This window comes from Shinella sp. AETb1-6 (assembly GCF_009826875.1).
GTDB lineage: Bacteria > Pseudomonadota > Alphaproteobacteria > Rhizobiales > Rhizobiaceae > Shinella > Shinella sumterensis.
Window position 1 is genome coordinate 233,621 of sequence record NZ_WUMM01000003.1, and the last position, 15,927, is coordinate 249,547.

A 15,927-nucleotide genomic window follows, 5' to 3' on the forward strand; every position below is an offset into this window, starting at 1 on the left:
ATAACATGAATACTCATTATACCAGTTTTTCATGCCGGACAAGCTGATTGCGCCGAACCGCGGAGGAGAAAACATGATCCGTCTGACCTATCGGATAGAGACAGCAGGTTCGGTGGAGAAGATGGCGGCGAAGATCGCCAGCGACCAGTCGACCGGCACCTTCGTTGCGCTGCCGGGCGAGACGGAAGAGCTGAAGGCCCGCGTGGCGGCGCGAGTCGTCGACATCCGCGCCCTGCCATCGGCCGATCGTCCTTCGTTTCCCGACGAAGCGGGCGGCGCGACGCGGTTCAACCGAGCCGATGTCGATATCGATTTCCCGCTGGATGCTGTCGGCACCGATCTTGCCGCGCTGATGACGATTGCCATCGGCGGTGTCTTTTCGATCAAGGGCATGACGGGTATCCGCATCGTCGACATGAAGCTGCCGCCGGAATTCGCCACAGCCCATCCCGGCCCGCAGTTCGGCGTTCCCGGCAGTTTTGCGCTGACGGGGGTAAAGGACCGGCCGATCATCGGCACCATCGTCAAGCCGGCGCTCGGCCTTCGACCGCACGAGACGGCGCAGATGGTCGGCGAACTGATCGACGCCGGCGTCGATTTCATCAAGGACGACGAGAAATTGATGAGCCCTGCCTATTCGTCGCTGGGCGATCGCGTGGCGGCGATCATGCCGAAGATCCTCGATCGTGAGCAGAAGACCGGCAAGAAGGTGATGTACGCCTTCGGTATCAGCCATGCCGATCCCGACGAGATGATGCGCAATCACGATCTGGTTCTGGCGGCAGGCGGCAATTGCGCCGTCGTCAACATCAACTCGATCGGCTTTGGCGGCATGGCGTTTCTGCGCAAGCGTTCCGGCCTCGTCCTGCACGCTCACCGCAATGGCTGGGACATCCTCACGCGCCATGCCGGCCTGGGTTTCGAATTCTCGGTCTGGCAGCAGTTCTGGCGTCTGCTCGGCGTCGACCAGTTCCAGATCAACGGCATCCGCGTGAAGTACTGGGAGCCCGATGAGAGTTTCGTGCGATCCTACAAGGCCGTTACCACGCCGCTCTTCTCGGAAAGCGACGTGGCGCTTCCTGTCATCGGCTCGGGCCAGTGGGGCGGACAGGCGCCCGACACGATTGCCGCCACCGGCGGCTCGACCGACCTGCTCTATCTCTGCGGAGGCGGTATCGTCAGCCATCCGGGCGGACCGGGCGCCGGGGTCAAGGCCGTGAAGCAGGCCTGGGAGGCGGCGGTGGAAGGTATACCGCTCGACGCCTATGCCAAAGAGCATCCGGAACTTGCGCAATCCATCGAGAAATTTGCCGACGGCAAGGCGGCCTGAGCATGAAGCGACCCCTCATCAGTTATTACGGCGACGATTTCACCGGCTCCACCGATGTCATGGAGGCGCTTGCCTCGAATGGCGTCGAGACCGTGCTTTTCCTGAAGGTGCCGGACGCGGACCTGCTCTCGCGCTTTTCCGGTGTGCATGCTTATGGCCTTGCCGGCACCAGCCGCAGCGAAACGCCCGAATGGATGGATGTGAACCTGGCCGAGGCCTTTTCCTGGCTGAAGTCGCTGGACGCGGAACTTTGCCATTACAAGGTCTGCTCGACCTTCGATTCCGCGCCGCATGTCGGCAGCATCGGCCGCGCCATGGAAATCGGCCGGAAGGTTTTCGGCGAGGCTACAGTTCCTCTCATCGTCGGTGCGCCGCAGATTCGTCGCTACACGGCCTTCGGCGAGCTGTTCGCGGCCTATCAGGGCCGCAATTATCGTATCGACAGGCATCCGGTCATGTCACGCCATCCCGTCACGCCGATGGATGAGGCGAACGTGCTGCTGCATCTCGCACGGCAGACCTCATTGTCTTCCGCATTGGTGGATAATGTCGCTTTGCTCGGCCACGCTGATCCGGCTGAAGCAGACATCCTGTTGCTCGACGTGCTTGACGACAGGACGCAGCGGGCGGCCGGTACTCTGCTCTGGAACCATTTGCGCGCGAAGAGCCGTTTCGTCTGCGGTTCCTCGGGCGTCGAATATGCGCTTATACCCGCGTGGCGGGACAGTGGCTTGATCGGTCCGGCGCCGGTTTTTGCCGCTGCCGGCCCGGTGGATCGCATCGCCGTCGTGTCGGGCAGCGTGTCCCCGACGACGGAACGCCAGATTCGGCATGCCCTGGCAAACGGCTTCGAAGGCGTGACGGTCGATCCGGTCGCGCTGTCCGTGCAAGAAAATGCAAGCACCATCACGGAAGCGGTCGATGCCGGTCTCAAGGTGCTGGAGAGTGGCCGAAGCGTGGTGCTCTACACCGCGCTCGGACCATCCGCCGATCGCGGCGGCGAGCTCGATTCCTCAACGGGCGCGCGCCACCGGCTCGGCCGGGCACTGGGCCGCATCCAGTCCGAACTGATCACACGCGCCGGCCTTTCGCGCGCCGTCGTCGCCGGCGGCGACACGTCGAGCCACGCGCTCGGCGAAATGGGCATCAGCGCCTTGACGCTGAAAATGCCGCTTCCGCAGACGCCGGGCTCGCCGCTCTGCATTGCGCATGGCGGCGTCGCAGACGGCCTGCAGATCGCCCTGAAGGGCGGTCAGGTCGGGGGCGACGACTATTTCAGCATGATCAGGGCCGGCGGGGCAGGCGGGCAGATGTGACAGGGCCACGCGGGATCGCGCACGCCGCATCCGTCCGTTTACTCCTGCCAGTACGATCGCGACCACCGGCGGGCCTTGTGGCCGCTTTTCCAGGGTGTCAGCAGATATTCCACCGCCACCACCAACAGGAAGCTCACGATACCGAGCGCGGCGAGGAAGGTGATCGCCGAAAAGGTGCCGGCCGTATTGAGGCGGGAATTCGCCTGCAGCAGATAGGCGCCGATGCCACCGCTGGTCGAGGCCGTCCATTCCGCGATGACCGCGCCTGTAACGCTGAAGGTGGCAGAGAGTTTGAGGGCGGAGAACAGCGGCGAGTAGGTCGCGGGCAGTTTGACGTGGCGGAATGTGCTGATCTTCGACGCGCCCATGGAGCGCACCAGATTGAGCACGTCCTTGTCGACGGAAGCAAGGCCGTCGAGCACGTTGACGACGACGGGAAAGAAGACGACCAGCGCAACGATGACAAGTTTCGGCGCGAGCCCGAAGCCCAGCCAGATCGTCAGCGCTGCTGAAATCGCAATGATCGGGATGGCCTGGCTGAGGATCAGGATGGGATAGAGGATGCCACGCACCGTCCGTGACATGTCCATCAGCACCGCGAAAACGAAACCGGTCCCGGCGCCCAGCGTGAAGCCGAGCAGGAATTCCAGGAAGGTCACGCCGAAGCCTTTGACCAGTGTCTGCCAATCCTCGGAAATGTGGTTCGCGACGTCCGACGGCGACGGCATCACGTAGCGCGGCACCTCATAGAACCAGACGAGGAAAGCCCAGGCGACGACGACGAGCACGAGTGCGGCGACCGGATAGAAGATCTTGAGAAGCACGCTTCTGTTTTCCGTCAGATCATGCATGGGGTGCGGCCTCCTCGTTGGCAGGCGATGCATTGTTGTAGATGGTGCCCAAGATGCGCTGCTTGAGCGCAACGAATTCCGGGCGCGTCAGGCTTGAGACGGGCCGCGGCCGTTCGATCGGCACATCGATGATCTCGTGAATGCGGCCCGGTCTCGGCGTCATCACCACGACGCGGTCAGCCAGGAAGATCGCTTCGTCGATGTCATGGGTGACGAAGACGATGGTCCGTTTTTCTTTTTCCCACACGCTGAGCAGCCATTGCTGCATGGACAGACGCGTCTGGCTGTCGAGCGCGCCAAAGGGTTCGTCCAGCAGCATCACGTCGTGATGCATGGCGAGCGTCCGCATCAGCGCCACGCGCTGGCGCATGCCGCCGGAAAGGGCGGCCGGATAGTGGTTGATGAAGTCGCCGAGGCCGTAACGCCGGGCGAGGGCCACGCCCTCATCGCGCTCGGCACGCGAAGCGCCGCCCTTGAGCACTGCGCCGAGCACGATGTTGTCCAGGACGGTCCGCCACGGCAGCAGCAGGTCCTTCTGCAACATGTAGCCGACATGGCCGGACTGGTTCGTCACGTCCTTGCCGTCGATCAGCACCTTTCCGGTGCTGGGCTGGAGAACACCTGCGATGATGTTGAACATCGTGCTTTTGCCGCAGCCGGACGGGCCGACAACGGAGATGAACTCTCCGGGCTTGACCGCAAGCTCGGTCGAGGAAAGCGCGGTCAAGTCGCCGAAGGTGCGTGATACGCCCATCAATGCGAGTTTTTGAGCCTGTTCCATGTCGTTCAAGTTCCCGATTCCCTAGAGCGTGATGCAGCGTTCGCGGCCGAACCACACGAGGTCCTCCACCTTTACGGCGATGCCGTCTCGGGCCGCAAAGGGCTCGATCGCCCATGCGCCCCACATCGGCGTCGCATTGCCGGCATCGATGAACTGGTGAAGATAGGCCGCCCCGGCGGTAAGCGAGTGGCCGATATTGCCGAGCTGGTCGAGCAGCACATATCCTTCCGAGACAAGCCGTTCGTGGCTCATGCCGAAAAGTTCGTTCGCCGGCATGCCGGGCCGGCATTTCTCCAGCGTTTCGTAATGGATCGCTTCGAGGTCCGACAGCGCCTTGCGCGCCTCCGGCCAGTCGCCGATCACGCTACAGCGCGTGCAGTCGCCCCAGGAGCCATCGGCAGTTATGGGGTGGACATCGACCATGAGCACATCCCGCTCGGCGGCCTTGAGCGTCGTCGGCGGGTTGGTCGGGAAGCAGACGAGCGTGTTCTCGCCCAGACCGACATTGGTGATCGTCCAGACATGGGCGATGCCTTGGGCGGTGAGATAGTCGCTCACGGCAAGCTCGACATCCTGCTCGCTGATGCCGGCGGAGGCGGCGGCGAGACCTGCCGCCGCCGCGCCCTTTGCGATCCGTTGTGCCGCCACCAGTCCGGGCGGCGGCAGGTCCGAGACGTCGGGACCGGGCCGATAGGTCCAGGCGGGAACGACGCGGCGCGAAGAGGCGGTGGCGGTCATGGCGGTCTCCCGTCGCTTACTGGGCGATGTAGTCGTTAGTATAGTAGGCCGAGGGAGCCTCGATCTTCTTCACCACATCGAATTTCTTCAATGCCGCGAGAAGTGCCGTCCAGTCGGCCTCGTCGTTCACCATCAGGCTCGCATCCATCGCGCCGAAGAGCGGGATCGTGTCCTTCCACTGCTGGTCGATGAACTTGCCGTCATAGGCCTTCGCATAGAGTTCGGCGAACGCGGCGATGGCCTCCTCGGGATTAGCGACCGCATATTCGATGCTCTTGCGGGTGGCGCGCAGGAAGGCCTTGGCTTTTTCAGGATTTTCCTTCAGCCACGGCTCGTTGGCGGCAAGCATGAAGATCGGCGTGTTCGGCACGCCGTGCGCGGTGGCGGGCAGGAATTCCGCCTTCTGGCCACCTGTCGTCAACATGCCGGTGCCCTCGGCATTGGTGATGCCCGTGATCGCGTCGACCCGGTTCTGCAGAAGCAGCGGTACGGTGTCATCGGAGGCCGCGACGGTCTTGACGTCGTCGATCGTCATGCCACCATCGGAGAGCATCATGGAGAGTTGCGCCAGCGTCCAGGCGTCGTTGTAGATGCCGATGGTCTTGCCCTTGAGATCGGCGATCGTCAGCGGTTTGCCCTCCGGGCTGAGGATGCCCCAGTTGTTGCTACGCCCATAACGGCCGATCGCGACGACAGGCGCCTGCTGCTCCTTGGCGAATATGACATCCATGACGGTGGTGAAGGCGACCTGTGCCTGGCCGGTGCCGAGGAACTTCATCGTGTCGGCGACGGTCGGCGGCGTCACGATCTCGATTTCGAGGCCCTCTTCGGCGTAGAAGCCCTTCTTGGACCCGAGAATCCAAGGGATCCAGAACCCGTCCGGCACGGGCCATTCCTGGATGAAGGTCAGTTTCGTCAGGTCCTGCGCGAATGTCTTCTGCGGCATAGCGATCATCGCCGCCAGCGCCATGGCGGCGGCAGCGAAGCTTCGGCGTGTCAATGTCATGCTCATGTTCCCACTCCTTTATGGTTGTTGGAGATTGCTGTTGTTCTTATGCCTGGTTCGGCCGCTGATACGGTCATCTCGCTGGCGCGCCGGGCCGCGTGGAAGAGAATGTCGGCGCCCAGGATGCAGAATTCGGGCTCGACGAATTCGCGTGGATTGTGGCTTATGCCGTCACGACAGGGCACGAAGATCATTGCCGTCGGCGCGACGCGGCTGACGAACAGCGCATCGTGGAAGGCACCGGAGACCATGCGCGTGCTGGCGACACCGCGCGCTTTCGCCACATCCTCTATGGCGTTGATCAGGGTGTCGTCGAACCGGGCGGGCTCCATGTCGAAGACCCGTTCGATGGCGATCGTGCAACCGGTCCCGGTCGCGGCGTCGTGAAGAGTGCCGGTGATCTGCGCCTCGATCGCATCAAGCTCTTTGAGACCCGGATGGCGGATGTCGATGTAGAAGGCGACGGTCGAGGGAATGGCGTTGACGCTGCCGGGCTCCACCGTCATGCGGCCGACCGTGAAGCGTGCATCCGTGTCGCGCCGCATGATCGTTTCATAGAGGCGGGCAAGGCCCATGCTGGTCGCGTGCATGGGGTCGCGTCTGGCAGAAAGCGGTGTCGTGCCCGCATGTCCTGCCTCGCCGGTAACGCTTACCTGAAGCCAGCGCGTGGCCTGCACGCCCGTCACCACGCCGATCGGTATTCCCGCGCGCTCCAGGCGCTGCGCCTGTTCGATATGCAGTTCGAGATATCCGGCGATCGGCTTGCCAAGCGTACATGGGCGCGCCTGCGGCAGGGCTTTCAGCGTGGTCGCAAGTTCGTCGGCGAGCCGCAAGCCATCGGTCGATCGGCTTTTAAGCAGCGTATCGGAGAGCGAGCCATCGACAAAGGCCTGCGCGCCCATGCTGCCCGGGGCAAAGCGGCAGCCTTCCTCGTTCGTCCACACCACCAGCTCGATCGGCGCGGCGGTCTGGATATCCGCATCTTCAAGGCTTTCCAAGACCTCAAGGGCGGCAAGAACACCGAGCGCGCCGTCGAAACGGCCGCCTGTCGGCTGGGTATCGAGGTGGCTGCCGATCAGGAGGGGCAGTGTGCCGACGTGCCCGCCTGGCCGATGGATGAAGAGGTTGGCGGCTCCATCCTGGGACACGGCAAATCCGCGGGCGAGGGCGATTTCGGTGATGGCGGCGCGTGCGCGCCGGTCACCCTCCGTCAAAGCCTGCCGGTCGACACCACCGTCAGCCGTCGCGCCGATTGCGGCGAAGGCATCAAGCCTGCCGAGCAACCGGGTGCCGTTGATCGAGGGTGTGATAAGCATGGCATAGTCCCGGCTCGCATCAGGGGCACCAGCGCAATGCCCATTCTCAATATTCAAGAGACTTGAATTCATGTCAATACGTTTGAATTGCATTCCGCTTCGATTTCAGGAATATGGATTCGGTGCGGCTTGTCGTCCGCCTGAACGGACGGCGGGGATGTGAGGACTTGATGAAGCGCAACGACTTGAACGATGGTGACGGCACGGCTCTGCCGACCAATGCGGCGCGTCTCGGCACGCGCCTGCGGCTCGCCCGCCAGACGCGCGGCCTGACGCTCAAGGCGCTGGCAGACGAGGCGCATTGCTCCGAGAGCCTTCTCTCCAAGATCGAGAACGGCAAGGCCTCACCGTCGCTGCCCATGCTGCACAAGCTGGTAAAGGTGCTGGGTACGAATATCGGCTGGATGTTCGAGGAGGCGGATGGCGAAGAGGGCATCGTCTTCCGCGCCGGAACGCGACCGCTGATTTCCCTCGATCCGCTTCGCCGCGGCGAAGGCATCTCGCTCGAGCGGATCATTCCCTATTCTCCGGGCCATCTGCTCCAGTGCAATATCCACCATGTCGAGGAGGATGGCGAAAGTGCCGGGCCGATCGAACATGTGGGCGAGGAGGTCGGTTATGTGATCGCTGGCGAGATCGAGCTCATCGTCGGGGACGAGGTGTTCCGGCTCAATCCGGGCGACGCCTTCGTCTTCAAGTCGGAATTGCCGCATCACTATCGCAACGTGGGAAAGGGGCGGGCCAGCATCTTCTGGGTCAATACACCGCCGACCTTCTGAGATTTCATTCAAGTCTCTTGACAAAAATTCAAGCAACTTGCTTGATGGGCCATGAACCGGCGCTCGCGCCACAAGCAATCCGAATTCGGGGAAAGTCATGTCCGCTCACAAAGTCCTGCTCGCAGGTGAATCCTGGGTTTCGACCTCCACCCATATCAAGGGCTTCGACCAGTTCCCGACAGCGACCTACCACACGGGCGCCGACGAACTTCTCGCGGCGCTGAAGGGTGGGCCGCTCGACGTGCGCTTCATGCCCTCGCATGAGGCCCAGGCCGATTTCCCGCAATCGCTTGAAGCCATGCAGGAATATGACGCCATCGTGCTGTCCGACATCGGCGCCAACACGCTGCTTCTGCATCCCGATACCTGGATCAAGTCGAAGCCGACGCCGAACCGTCTGCGCCTGCTGCGCGATTATGTGCGCGAAGGCGGTGCGCTGCTGATGTTTGGCGGATACTACAGCTTCCAGGGCATCAATGGCGGCGCGCGCTATCATAAGACCGCTATTGAGGAGATACTTCCGGTCTCCTGCCTGCCGGTCGACGACCGCGTCGAGGTGCCGGAAAGCTTCCTGCCTGTCGTCACAGGCTCCTCCGACCACCCGATCCTGGCCGGTCTCGGCACGGAATGGCCGATGCTGCTTGGCTTCAACGAGGTCGTGGTCAAGGACGGCGCCGAGGTGCTGGCCACGGTTTCCACCGATTACGGTTCGCTGCCGCTGCTCGTATCCGGCACATATGGCAAGGGGCGCACGGTCGTCTGGACGTCCGACGTCGGTCCGCACTGGCTGCCGCCGGAATTCATCGCCTGGCAGGGCTACAAGAAACTCTTCGAACAGCAAATTCTCTGGGCGATCGGCCGCGACTGATCTTCAACTCAAGCCGGCAGGTGCGCAATGGCCAAACGCGTGAAGGAAGCGGCCCTCAAGGTCGCCAGCATCCAGATGGAACCGGTCTTCGGCGAGACTGCCGGAAACGTTGCGCGCTCCATCGCGCTTCTCGAGGAGGCGGCGGAGAAGGGTGCAAGGCTTGCGGTGCTGCCGGAGCTTTGCAACACCGGTTATGTCTTCGAGAGCCGCTCCGAACTGCGCGCGCTGGCGGAGGAAATCCCGGCCGGCCCGTCGACGGCGGCATGGATCGAAGCCGCCCGCCGCCTCGACATGCACATCGTCGCCGGCATCACCGAACGTGACGGGGAGGTATTCTACAACTCCGCCGTCATCGTCGGGCCGTCCGGGTATATCGGGCGTTACCGAAAGGTCCATCTCTGGGGCGAGGAAGCGCTCTACTTCACGCCGGGCGATCTTGGATTTCCTGTTTTCGATACCCCCGTCGGCAAGATCGGCTGCCAGATCTGCTATGATTGCTGGTTCCCGGAAAGCTTTCGCCTGGCGGCGCTTCAGGGGGCCGAACTCATGTGCGTTCCGACCAATTGGGTGCCGATCCCCGGACAGGACCCCAAGCGCGAGGCGATGGCCAACATCCTCGTCATGGCGGCCGCGCACAGCAATTCCCTCTTCATCGTGGCGGCAGACCGGGTCGGAACCGAGCGCGGCCAGCCCTTCATCGGCCAGAGCCTGATCGTCAGCCACACCGGCTGGCCCGCCGCCGGTCCCGCAAGTTCCGACAGGCAAGAGGTTCTGGTCGCCGAGGTAAACCTTGCCGACGCCCGCCGGAAGCGCAACTGGAACGACTTCAACCAGGTCCTGCGCGACCGGCGCACGGACGTCTACGACCGTATGCTCGGCACAGGCTATAAGCCGGGCTGGTATTGATCGCGTAGCGGCGGGCCATTCTGCTCTAGGCGCGAGCACCCTCGCTGTGTTCCGGGACGAGCATAGCGGCACGCAAGGCCGCTTCGACCGGTTCCTGACCGGTGAACAGCCGGAATGCCTGGACGCCCTGGTGAAAGAACAGTTCGTAGCCTGAGAGGATTTCGGCCTTGGCTGTTCGCGCGGCCGCGAGGAACCGCGTTTCGACGGGTGTATAGACCGCATCGAATGCCCAGCGGCTATGCCTGAGGTCAAGGCCATCGAACACGTTGCCGTCATGGCCGACCATGCCGATCGGGGTGCAGTTGATCAGTCCGTCCGCACTGTCCACGGCCTCGGCAAGCGTTTCCGGCCGGCTGACCTCAAGGTCCGGAAAATGGGCCGTCAGGGACGTCGCGAGCGCCTCGGATTTCGACTGATCAGGATCGATCAGCGCGAGGTGCGAGGCGCCAAGCCTGCCGAGCGCGAAGGCGATCGCCTTGCCGACCCCGCCAGCGCCGGCCATCGCGACGCGACCAGGCGAAACGTTGCCAAAAGCGGCCAGGAAGGCGCTGGCAAAGCCGCTGCTATCCGTGTTGTGGCCGCGCGCACCATCCGGCTCAAAGAGAATCGTGTTGCAGGCGCCCAGCGCCCGCACCGCGGGATCGTCCACCTTCACCTTGTCGAGCACGGTTTCCTTGTAGGGATAGGTGATGTTGATACCGCGAAAGCCTTCCGCCCTGCACTGCTCGAAGACCGCGTCGAAGTCCATTTCGAGATCGGCGGGGATGAGGGAGGCATAGCTGACGTCCAGTCCGCACATGCGGCCCGCCAGCCGATGCAGGCGGGGCGATTGGGAACGGGCGATGTTGTCGCCGATCAGGCCGAGCCGGATGCGCGGCGCTTCAGATGCGCGCATGTCACGCGACCTCGCCGTCTTGCGTCGGCGTCTCATCGGAACGCAGCTCGGTATGAACGAGATTGACCCAATAGGACACGCCATAGGGGATCGATGCATCGTTGAAGTCGAAACGGTCCGTATGGACATCGTGCACCAGACCATCGGGGCCGACGCCGCCGCCCATCCACATATAGGTGCCGGGCACCGTATTGGCGAAGTAGGCGAAATCTTCGCCCCCTGTCGACAGCGGACGTTCTCGTTCGACCTTGTCCTTGCCGAAGGTCTTTTCGGCTGCGGCAAGCGCGCTCTCGAACGCCTCGGGGTGGTTCACCAGCGGCGGTGTGCCTTCATTGATCTGGATGTCGACGCTGCAGTTGCTGGCCTTTGCGAAGAGTTCCGCCTGGTCGCGCAGGCCGCGCAGGATGATCTGCTGCACGTCGTCACGGAAGTAGCGCGCGGTGCCGGAGACCAGCATTTCCGCTGGCATCACATTCGGCGAGCCCTTCGAACCGCCGGAAATGTGCCCGATGGAAATGACCGCGGCATCGATTGCCGCGACCTTGCGGCCGACGATCGACTGGAGCCCCAGAATGAAATGGGCGACGGGGATGGTGCAATCGTCTGCCAGATGCGGAGCGGCGCCGCCATGGCCGGCCGTGCCCTTGAAGGTAACGTGGAACGACATCGAGCCGGCGAGCGCCGGTCCGATGCGCGAGGCGATTTCGCCGACGGGGCGACCCGGCTCCGTATGCAGGCCATAGACGGCATCGCAGGGGAAGCGGTCGAACAGGCCATCCTTCATCATGGCCGGTGCGCCGCCGGCGCTTTCTTCTGCCGGCTGGAAGATGAAGTGCACGGTGCCGGCGAAATCCGGATCCTGCGCGAGATAACGGGCCGCGCCGAGAAGCATGGTCGTGTGGCCGTCATGGCCGCAGGCATGCATCTTTCCTTCGACGGTGGAGGCGTAGTCGAACGCGTTGCGTTCGAAGATGTGCAGGGCGTCGATATCGGCACGCAGGCCGATGCGCCGCTGGCCGGGGCGCGACCCCTTGAGGACGCCAACCACGCCGGTCCGGCCGATGCCCTCATGAACCTCGATGCCCCATTCCCTAAGTTTCTCGGCAACCAGCGCAGAGGTGCGCACCTCCTCGAAAGCCGTTTCGGGATGGGCGTGGATGTCGTGGCGCAGGGCGATCAGGTCCGGCATGTAGGCGTCGAGCTTGCTGCGGTCGATGGAGGACATGGAAGGTCATTTCCTTGAATTGGAGGACGACAAGGTCTTGCGCCGTGGCGAGACGGCGAGAGGCAGGATTGTTTTGCGGGTCACCGGTTGCGCGGTTATCTGCGGGTTGCCGCAGAAATGTCCGGTACCGCGTCGATCAGCATGCGCGTGTAGGATTGGCGGGGATTCTTGAACAGGGCCCGGGATTCCTCCACTTCCACCAGCTTGCCGAAGTGCATGACGCCGATGCGCGAGGACATGTGGCGCACGACCGCAAGGTTGTGGCTGATCAAAAGATAGGTCAGGCCGAACTGCTCCTGCAGGTCGCGCATGAGGTTGAGGATCTGCGCCTGGACCGACACATCGAGCGCCGAGGTCGGCTCGTCGCAAACGATGAATTCCGCTTTGGCCGCAAGCGCACGTGCGATCGCGATACGCTGCCGCTGGCCGCCGGAGAATTCGTGCGGGTATTTGCGCCCGTCGAGCGGATTGAGGCCGACGACCTTGAGAAGTTCGCCCGCTTCGTGCTGTGCCTCGGCCTTCGATTTCACGATGCCGAGGGCAAGCATCGGCTCGGCGATGATGCTGGCGACGCGCCAGCGGGGATTGAGGCTGGCATAGGGATCCTGGAAGATCATCTGGATACGGCGGCGCAGCGCGCGCATCTGTGCCCGGTCATGCTTGCCGGTGATCGAAACGCCGTCGATTTCCACGGTGCCGGACGTGGCCGGCAGGAGCCCCACGACCATCTTTGCCACCGTCGACTTGCCCGAACCGGACTCGCCGACAAGCGCGAAGGTCTCTCCCTTGGCAATCGAGAAGCTGACATCGGTCGCGGCATGGACGAAGCGCTTGGGTTGGCGCTCGATGATGCGGTTCAGAAGCGGCTTTGAGACGTCGAAGACCCGGTTGAGCTTCTCGACCCTGACGAATTTGCTGCTGTTGCTCATGCTGCCACCTCTTCGCGCTCGTAAAGATGGCAGGCGACCTTGTGGTCGATGGCGCCAAGAAGGGCGGGTGCGCGCTGGCGGCAGATATCCATGGCGCGCTCGCAACGCGGATGGAACGAACAGCCGCCCGGTAGCGCCGTTAGTGATGGCATGGAGCCGGGAATCTGGCGAAGCCGCGGCTCCTCGTTGTCGAGCGAGGGAATGGCGCCCATCAGGCCCTGCGCATAGGGATGGAGCGGCGCGCCCACGACCTGGCTGACCTGTCCGATCTCTGCGACCTTGCCCGCATACATGACGGCCACGCGATCGGCCGTCTCCGCGATCATGCCCATGTCGTGCGTGATGAGCATGAAGGCGGTGCCGCGCGTGGAGCACAGCTTGCGGATCAGCTTGATGATCTGCGCCTGAACCGAAACGTCGAGCGCCGTCGTCGGCTCGTCGGCGATGACCAGTTCCGGCTCAGCGCAAAGCGCCAGCGCGATGACCACCCGTTGCCGCTGTCCGCCGGAAAACTCGTGCGGGTAGGAATCGATGCGCACCGCCGGATCGGGAATGCCCACTTCCTCGAGCAATTCGATCGCGCGGGCGCGTGCCTGACGCCGGTTGAGCGGCAGATGCACCCGGATCGTCTCGGTCAGGTGATCGCCGACGGTCATCAGCGGATTGAGGCTGGTCAGTGGGTCCTGGAAGATCATGCCGATGCGCCGGCCGCGAATGGCTTCGATGCCCGTTCGGTCCAGGTTGTCGATCCGCTGGTCGTCCAGCAGAATGCGGCCGCCGGCGATGCGGCCCGGGCGCGGTATGAGATGCATGATCGCAGCACCCGTCATCGATTTGCCCGCACCGGACTCACCGACGACGCCAAGAACCTCGCCCTTGGCGATGGAGAAGCTGATGTCGTCGAGGGCGACGAGCGTTCCGCGGCGCGTCTCGAATTCGACGCGCAGGTTTTCGACCGAAAGAATCGTCTCGGACATGGTTCTCCTCCTTACCGCAGTCGGGGATTGAGCGCGTCGCGCAGCCAATCGCCCAGGAGATTGATGGTCAGGACCAGTGCCGCCAGCGCGATGCCGGGGAAGGCGACGATCCACCATTCGCCGGAGAACAGGAACTCCTGGCCGATCCGGATGAGCGTGCCGAGCGAAGGCTGCATCGGTGGCAGGCCGACGCCCAGATAGGACAGCGTCGCTTCGGTGATGATCGCCAGCCCGAAATTGATGGTCAGGATTACGAGGACCGGCCCCATCACGTTCGGCAGGATGTGGCGCGCCATGATGGCGACGGGCGGCAGGCCGAAGAGACGGGCGGCGTTCACATAATCCTTCTTGCGCTCCACCATGGTCGAGGAGCGGATCGTTCGCGCATACTGCACCCAGAAGGAAAGGCCGATCGATATGATGATCACCCAGGACGCACTGCTCTCACGCGACAGCGACGGCAGCATGCCATGCAGCAGGCCATCGATCAGGAGCGCGATCAGGATGGCGGGGAAGGTGAGCTGGATATCGGCGACGCGCATGATGAAAGCATCAAGGAAGCCACCGAAATAGCCGGCGAGCACGCCGAGACAGATGCCGATGGCTGCGGCGAGAAACACCCCGAGCGCGCTGATGATGATCGAGACGCGCAGGCCGTAGAGCACGGCCGACAGCATGTCGCGACCCTGGTCGTCGGTTCCAAGCAGGAAGGGCCATTGCCCGTCGGCCTGCCAGACTGGCGGCAGGTTCGAGTTCATGATGTCGAGCGACAGCGGGTCGAACGGGTCCGTCGGTGCGATCCATGGTGCCAGAAGCGATGCGCCCAGGATGACCACCAGCAGCGCCGTGGCGAACATGACAAGCCGGTTGCGCTTGAAGTCGATGAAGACGTCATTATCGGCAATCCGCGCGCGCAGGCTCTGCTCGGCGGGCTTTGTCGTATCGGAAGAGGCCTCTGCCATCAGCTTGCAGCGTCCTTGAGGCGCGGATCGATGAAGTTGTAGATCAGGTCGACGATGAGATTGACCGTGACGAAGAGCAGCGCGATCAGGAGCAGGTAGGTGGAGATGATGGGGATATCGACATTCTGCACGGCTTGCAGGAACAGGAGCCCCATGCCCGGCCACTGGAACACGGTCTCCGTGATGATCGAAAACGCGATGATCGAGCCGATCTGAAGGCCGACGACGGTGATGACGGGCACCAGCGTATTCTTGAGTGCATGACGGAAGTAGAGCCGGGCGCGCGGCAGGCCGCGGGCGACGCCGAACTTGATGAAATCAGTGCGCAGAACTTCCAGCATTTCGGAGCGCACGAGGCGCATGATCAGCGTCATCTGGAACAGCCCGAGCGTGACCGCCGGCAGGAGCAGCGATTTCCAGCCTTCGATCGTCAGGAGGCCTGTCGACCAGTTTTCGGTCACGGGGATGAGACCGTTGCGGCCGAAGGCGGGCAGCCAGCCAAGCGATACGGAAAAGATGTAGATCAGCAGAATGCCGATCAGGAATGTTGGCAGGCTCACGCCGACCAGCGACACGCTCTGCAGCAGCGACGAGATGCGGCCGCGCGGATTGAGCGCGCTGTAGACACCGAGCACGATGCCGGCAAAGAGCGAGATCAGCGCGGCAACGAAGGAGAGTTCCAGGGTGGCGGAAAGCCGCTCGGCGAGAAGTTTCGTCACCGGCTGGCGGAACTGGTAGGAAACGCCGAAATCCAGCGTGACGACGCGGCCGACATAGCGGGCGAACTGCACGAGGGTCGGCTGGTCGAGGCCGAGGCTTTCACGCACGGCCTGTCGTTCCGCCGCCGTGGTCTCCGCGCCGACCATCTGGTTGACGGGATCGCCGGCATAGCGAAACATCACGAAGGCCAGCAGCGAGACGACCAGCATCACGGCAAGCGATTGCAGAAGCCGTCGGATGACAAGGGCAATCATTCAATTCATCCTGTTATGCGCCGGGCAAGACTGCCCCAGGCGCCCGATCGGATCGACCGGCGGCCGGAAAGCCG

15 protein-coding genes and 1 pseudogene are annotated in these 15,927 nt (G+C 63.2%); 5 read left to right on the plus strand and 11 right to left on the minus strand.

The genetic code is table 11. The annotated features are described in order from the left end of the window. Positions 1-73 precede the first annotated feature (73 nt). Positions 74-1,330 (plus strand): 3-oxo-isoapionate-4-phosphate decarboxylase OiaX, encoded by a 1,257-nt coding sequence (oiaX, locus tag GR158_RS06755; protein ID WP_160870463.1) that lies wholly within the window; start codon positions 74-76, stop codon positions 1,328-1,330. 2 nt (positions 1,331-1,332) lie between these two features. After that, the gene (locus tag GR158_RS06760) at positions 1,333-2,646 is read left to right on the plus strand and encodes a four-carbon acid sugar kinase family protein (protein ID WP_160870464.1); all 1,314 of its coding nucleotides are present in this window, start codon (positions 1,333-1,335) and stop codon (positions 2,644-2,646) included. A gap of 38 nt (positions 2,647-2,684) precedes the next feature. Here GR158_RS06760 and GR158_RS06765 read toward each other — a convergent pair whose 3' ends face one another. The 5 genes from GR158_RS06765 to GR158_RS06785 are packed head-to-tail and all read right to left on the minus strand — an operon-like array spanning position 2,685 to position 7,338. Beyond that, entirely contained in the window at positions 2,685-3,497 is an 813-nt protein-coding gene (locus GR158_RS06765; protein WP_160870465.1) for an ABC transporter permease, read from the minus strand. Further along, positions 3,490-4,278 (minus strand): ABC transporter ATP-binding protein, encoded by a 789-nt coding sequence (locus tag GR158_RS06770; protein ID WP_160870466.1) that lies wholly within the window; start codon positions 4,276-4,278, stop codon positions 3,490-3,492. Before GR158_RS06770 ends, GR158_RS06765 begins: the two co-directional genes overlap by 8 nt. Before the next feature lie 21 nt (positions 4,279-4,299). Beyond that, the gene (locus tag GR158_RS06775) at positions 4,300-5,016 is read right to left on the minus strand and encodes a M24 family metallopeptidase (protein WP_160870467.1); all 717 of its coding nucleotides are present in this window, start codon (positions 5,014-5,016) and stop codon (positions 4,300-4,302) included. Between the two features lie 16 nt (positions 5,017-5,032). Further along, a complete protein-coding gene (locus GR158_RS06780; RefSeq protein ID WP_160870468.1) occupies positions 5,033-6,028 on the minus strand; it encodes an ABC transporter substrate-binding protein in 996 nt (331 codons plus the stop codon). Then, positions 6,025-7,338: a Zn-dependent hydrolase gene (locus GR158_RS06785; protein WP_160870469.1), complete on the minus strand. Its 1,314-nt coding sequence runs from the start codon at positions 7,336-7,338 to the stop codon at positions 6,025-6,027. The genes GR158_RS06780 and GR158_RS06785 overlap by 4 nt, the downstream gene beginning before the upstream one ends. Positions 7,339-7,508: 170 nt before the next feature. On the opposite strand from GR158_RS06785, the gene GR158_RS06790 reads away from it, so the two are divergent. The 3 genes from GR158_RS06790 to GR158_RS06800 all read left to right on the plus strand — a co-directional run bounded on the left by GR158_RS06790 (position 7,509) and on the right by GR158_RS06800 (position 9,891). After that, positions 7,509-8,117, plus strand: coding sequence for a cupin domain-containing protein (locus GR158_RS06790; protein ID WP_134648656.1), 609 nt, complete (start codon positions 7,509-7,511; stop codon positions 8,115-8,117). A gap of 97 nt (positions 8,118-8,214) precedes the next feature. Further along, positions 8,215-8,985, plus strand: coding sequence for a glutamine amidotransferase (locus GR158_RS06795; RefSeq protein WP_134648657.1), 771 nt, complete (start codon positions 8,215-8,217; stop codon positions 8,983-8,985). A gap of 27 nt (positions 8,986-9,012) precedes the next feature. After that, positions 9,013-9,891, plus strand: coding sequence for a nitrilase family protein (locus GR158_RS06800; protein WP_160870470.1), 879 nt, complete (start codon positions 9,013-9,015; stop codon positions 9,889-9,891). 25 nt (positions 9,892-9,916) lie between these two features. Here GR158_RS06800 and GR158_RS06805 read toward each other — a convergent pair whose 3' ends face one another. The 6 genes and pseudogenes from GR158_RS06805 to GR158_RS06830 form a co-directional block, all read right to left on the minus strand. Then, positions 9,917-10,786 carry a shikimate dehydrogenase gene (locus tag GR158_RS06805; RefSeq protein WP_160870471.1) on the minus strand — a complete coding sequence of 290 codons (870 nt, stop codon included), beginning with the start codon at positions 10,784-10,786 and terminating at the stop codon, positions 9,917-9,919. A 1-nt stretch (position 10,787) separates the two neighbouring features. Then, on the minus strand, positions 10,788-12,011 hold the full coding sequence (locus GR158_RS06810; RefSeq protein ID WP_160870472.1) for a M20 aminoacylase family protein: 1,224 nt from the start codon (positions 12,009-12,011) through the stop codon (positions 10,788-10,790). A gap of 98 nt (positions 12,012-12,109) precedes the next feature. Further along, positions 12,110-12,940 (minus strand): annotated as a pseudogene (locus tag GR158_RS06815) (ATP-binding cassette domain-containing protein); the annotation flags it as partial. Then, positions 12,937-13,917: an ABC transporter ATP-binding protein gene (locus GR158_RS06820; protein ID WP_160870474.1), complete on the minus strand. Its 981-nt coding sequence runs from the start codon at positions 13,915-13,917 to the stop codon at positions 12,937-12,939. The gene GR158_RS06820 and the pseudogene GR158_RS06815, both read right to left, overlap by 4 nt. Positions 13,918-13,928: 11 nt before the next feature. Beyond that, entirely contained in the window at positions 13,929-14,879 is a 951-nt protein-coding gene (locus tag GR158_RS06825; protein ID WP_160870475.1) for an ABC transporter permease, read from the minus strand. Continuing rightward, entirely contained in the window at positions 14,879-15,853 is a 975-nt protein-coding gene (locus GR158_RS06830) for an ABC transporter permease (RefSeq protein ID WP_160870476.1), read from the minus strand. The genes GR158_RS06825 and GR158_RS06830 overlap by 1 nt, the downstream gene beginning before the upstream one ends. Positions 15,854-15,927: the final 74 nt, after the last annotated feature.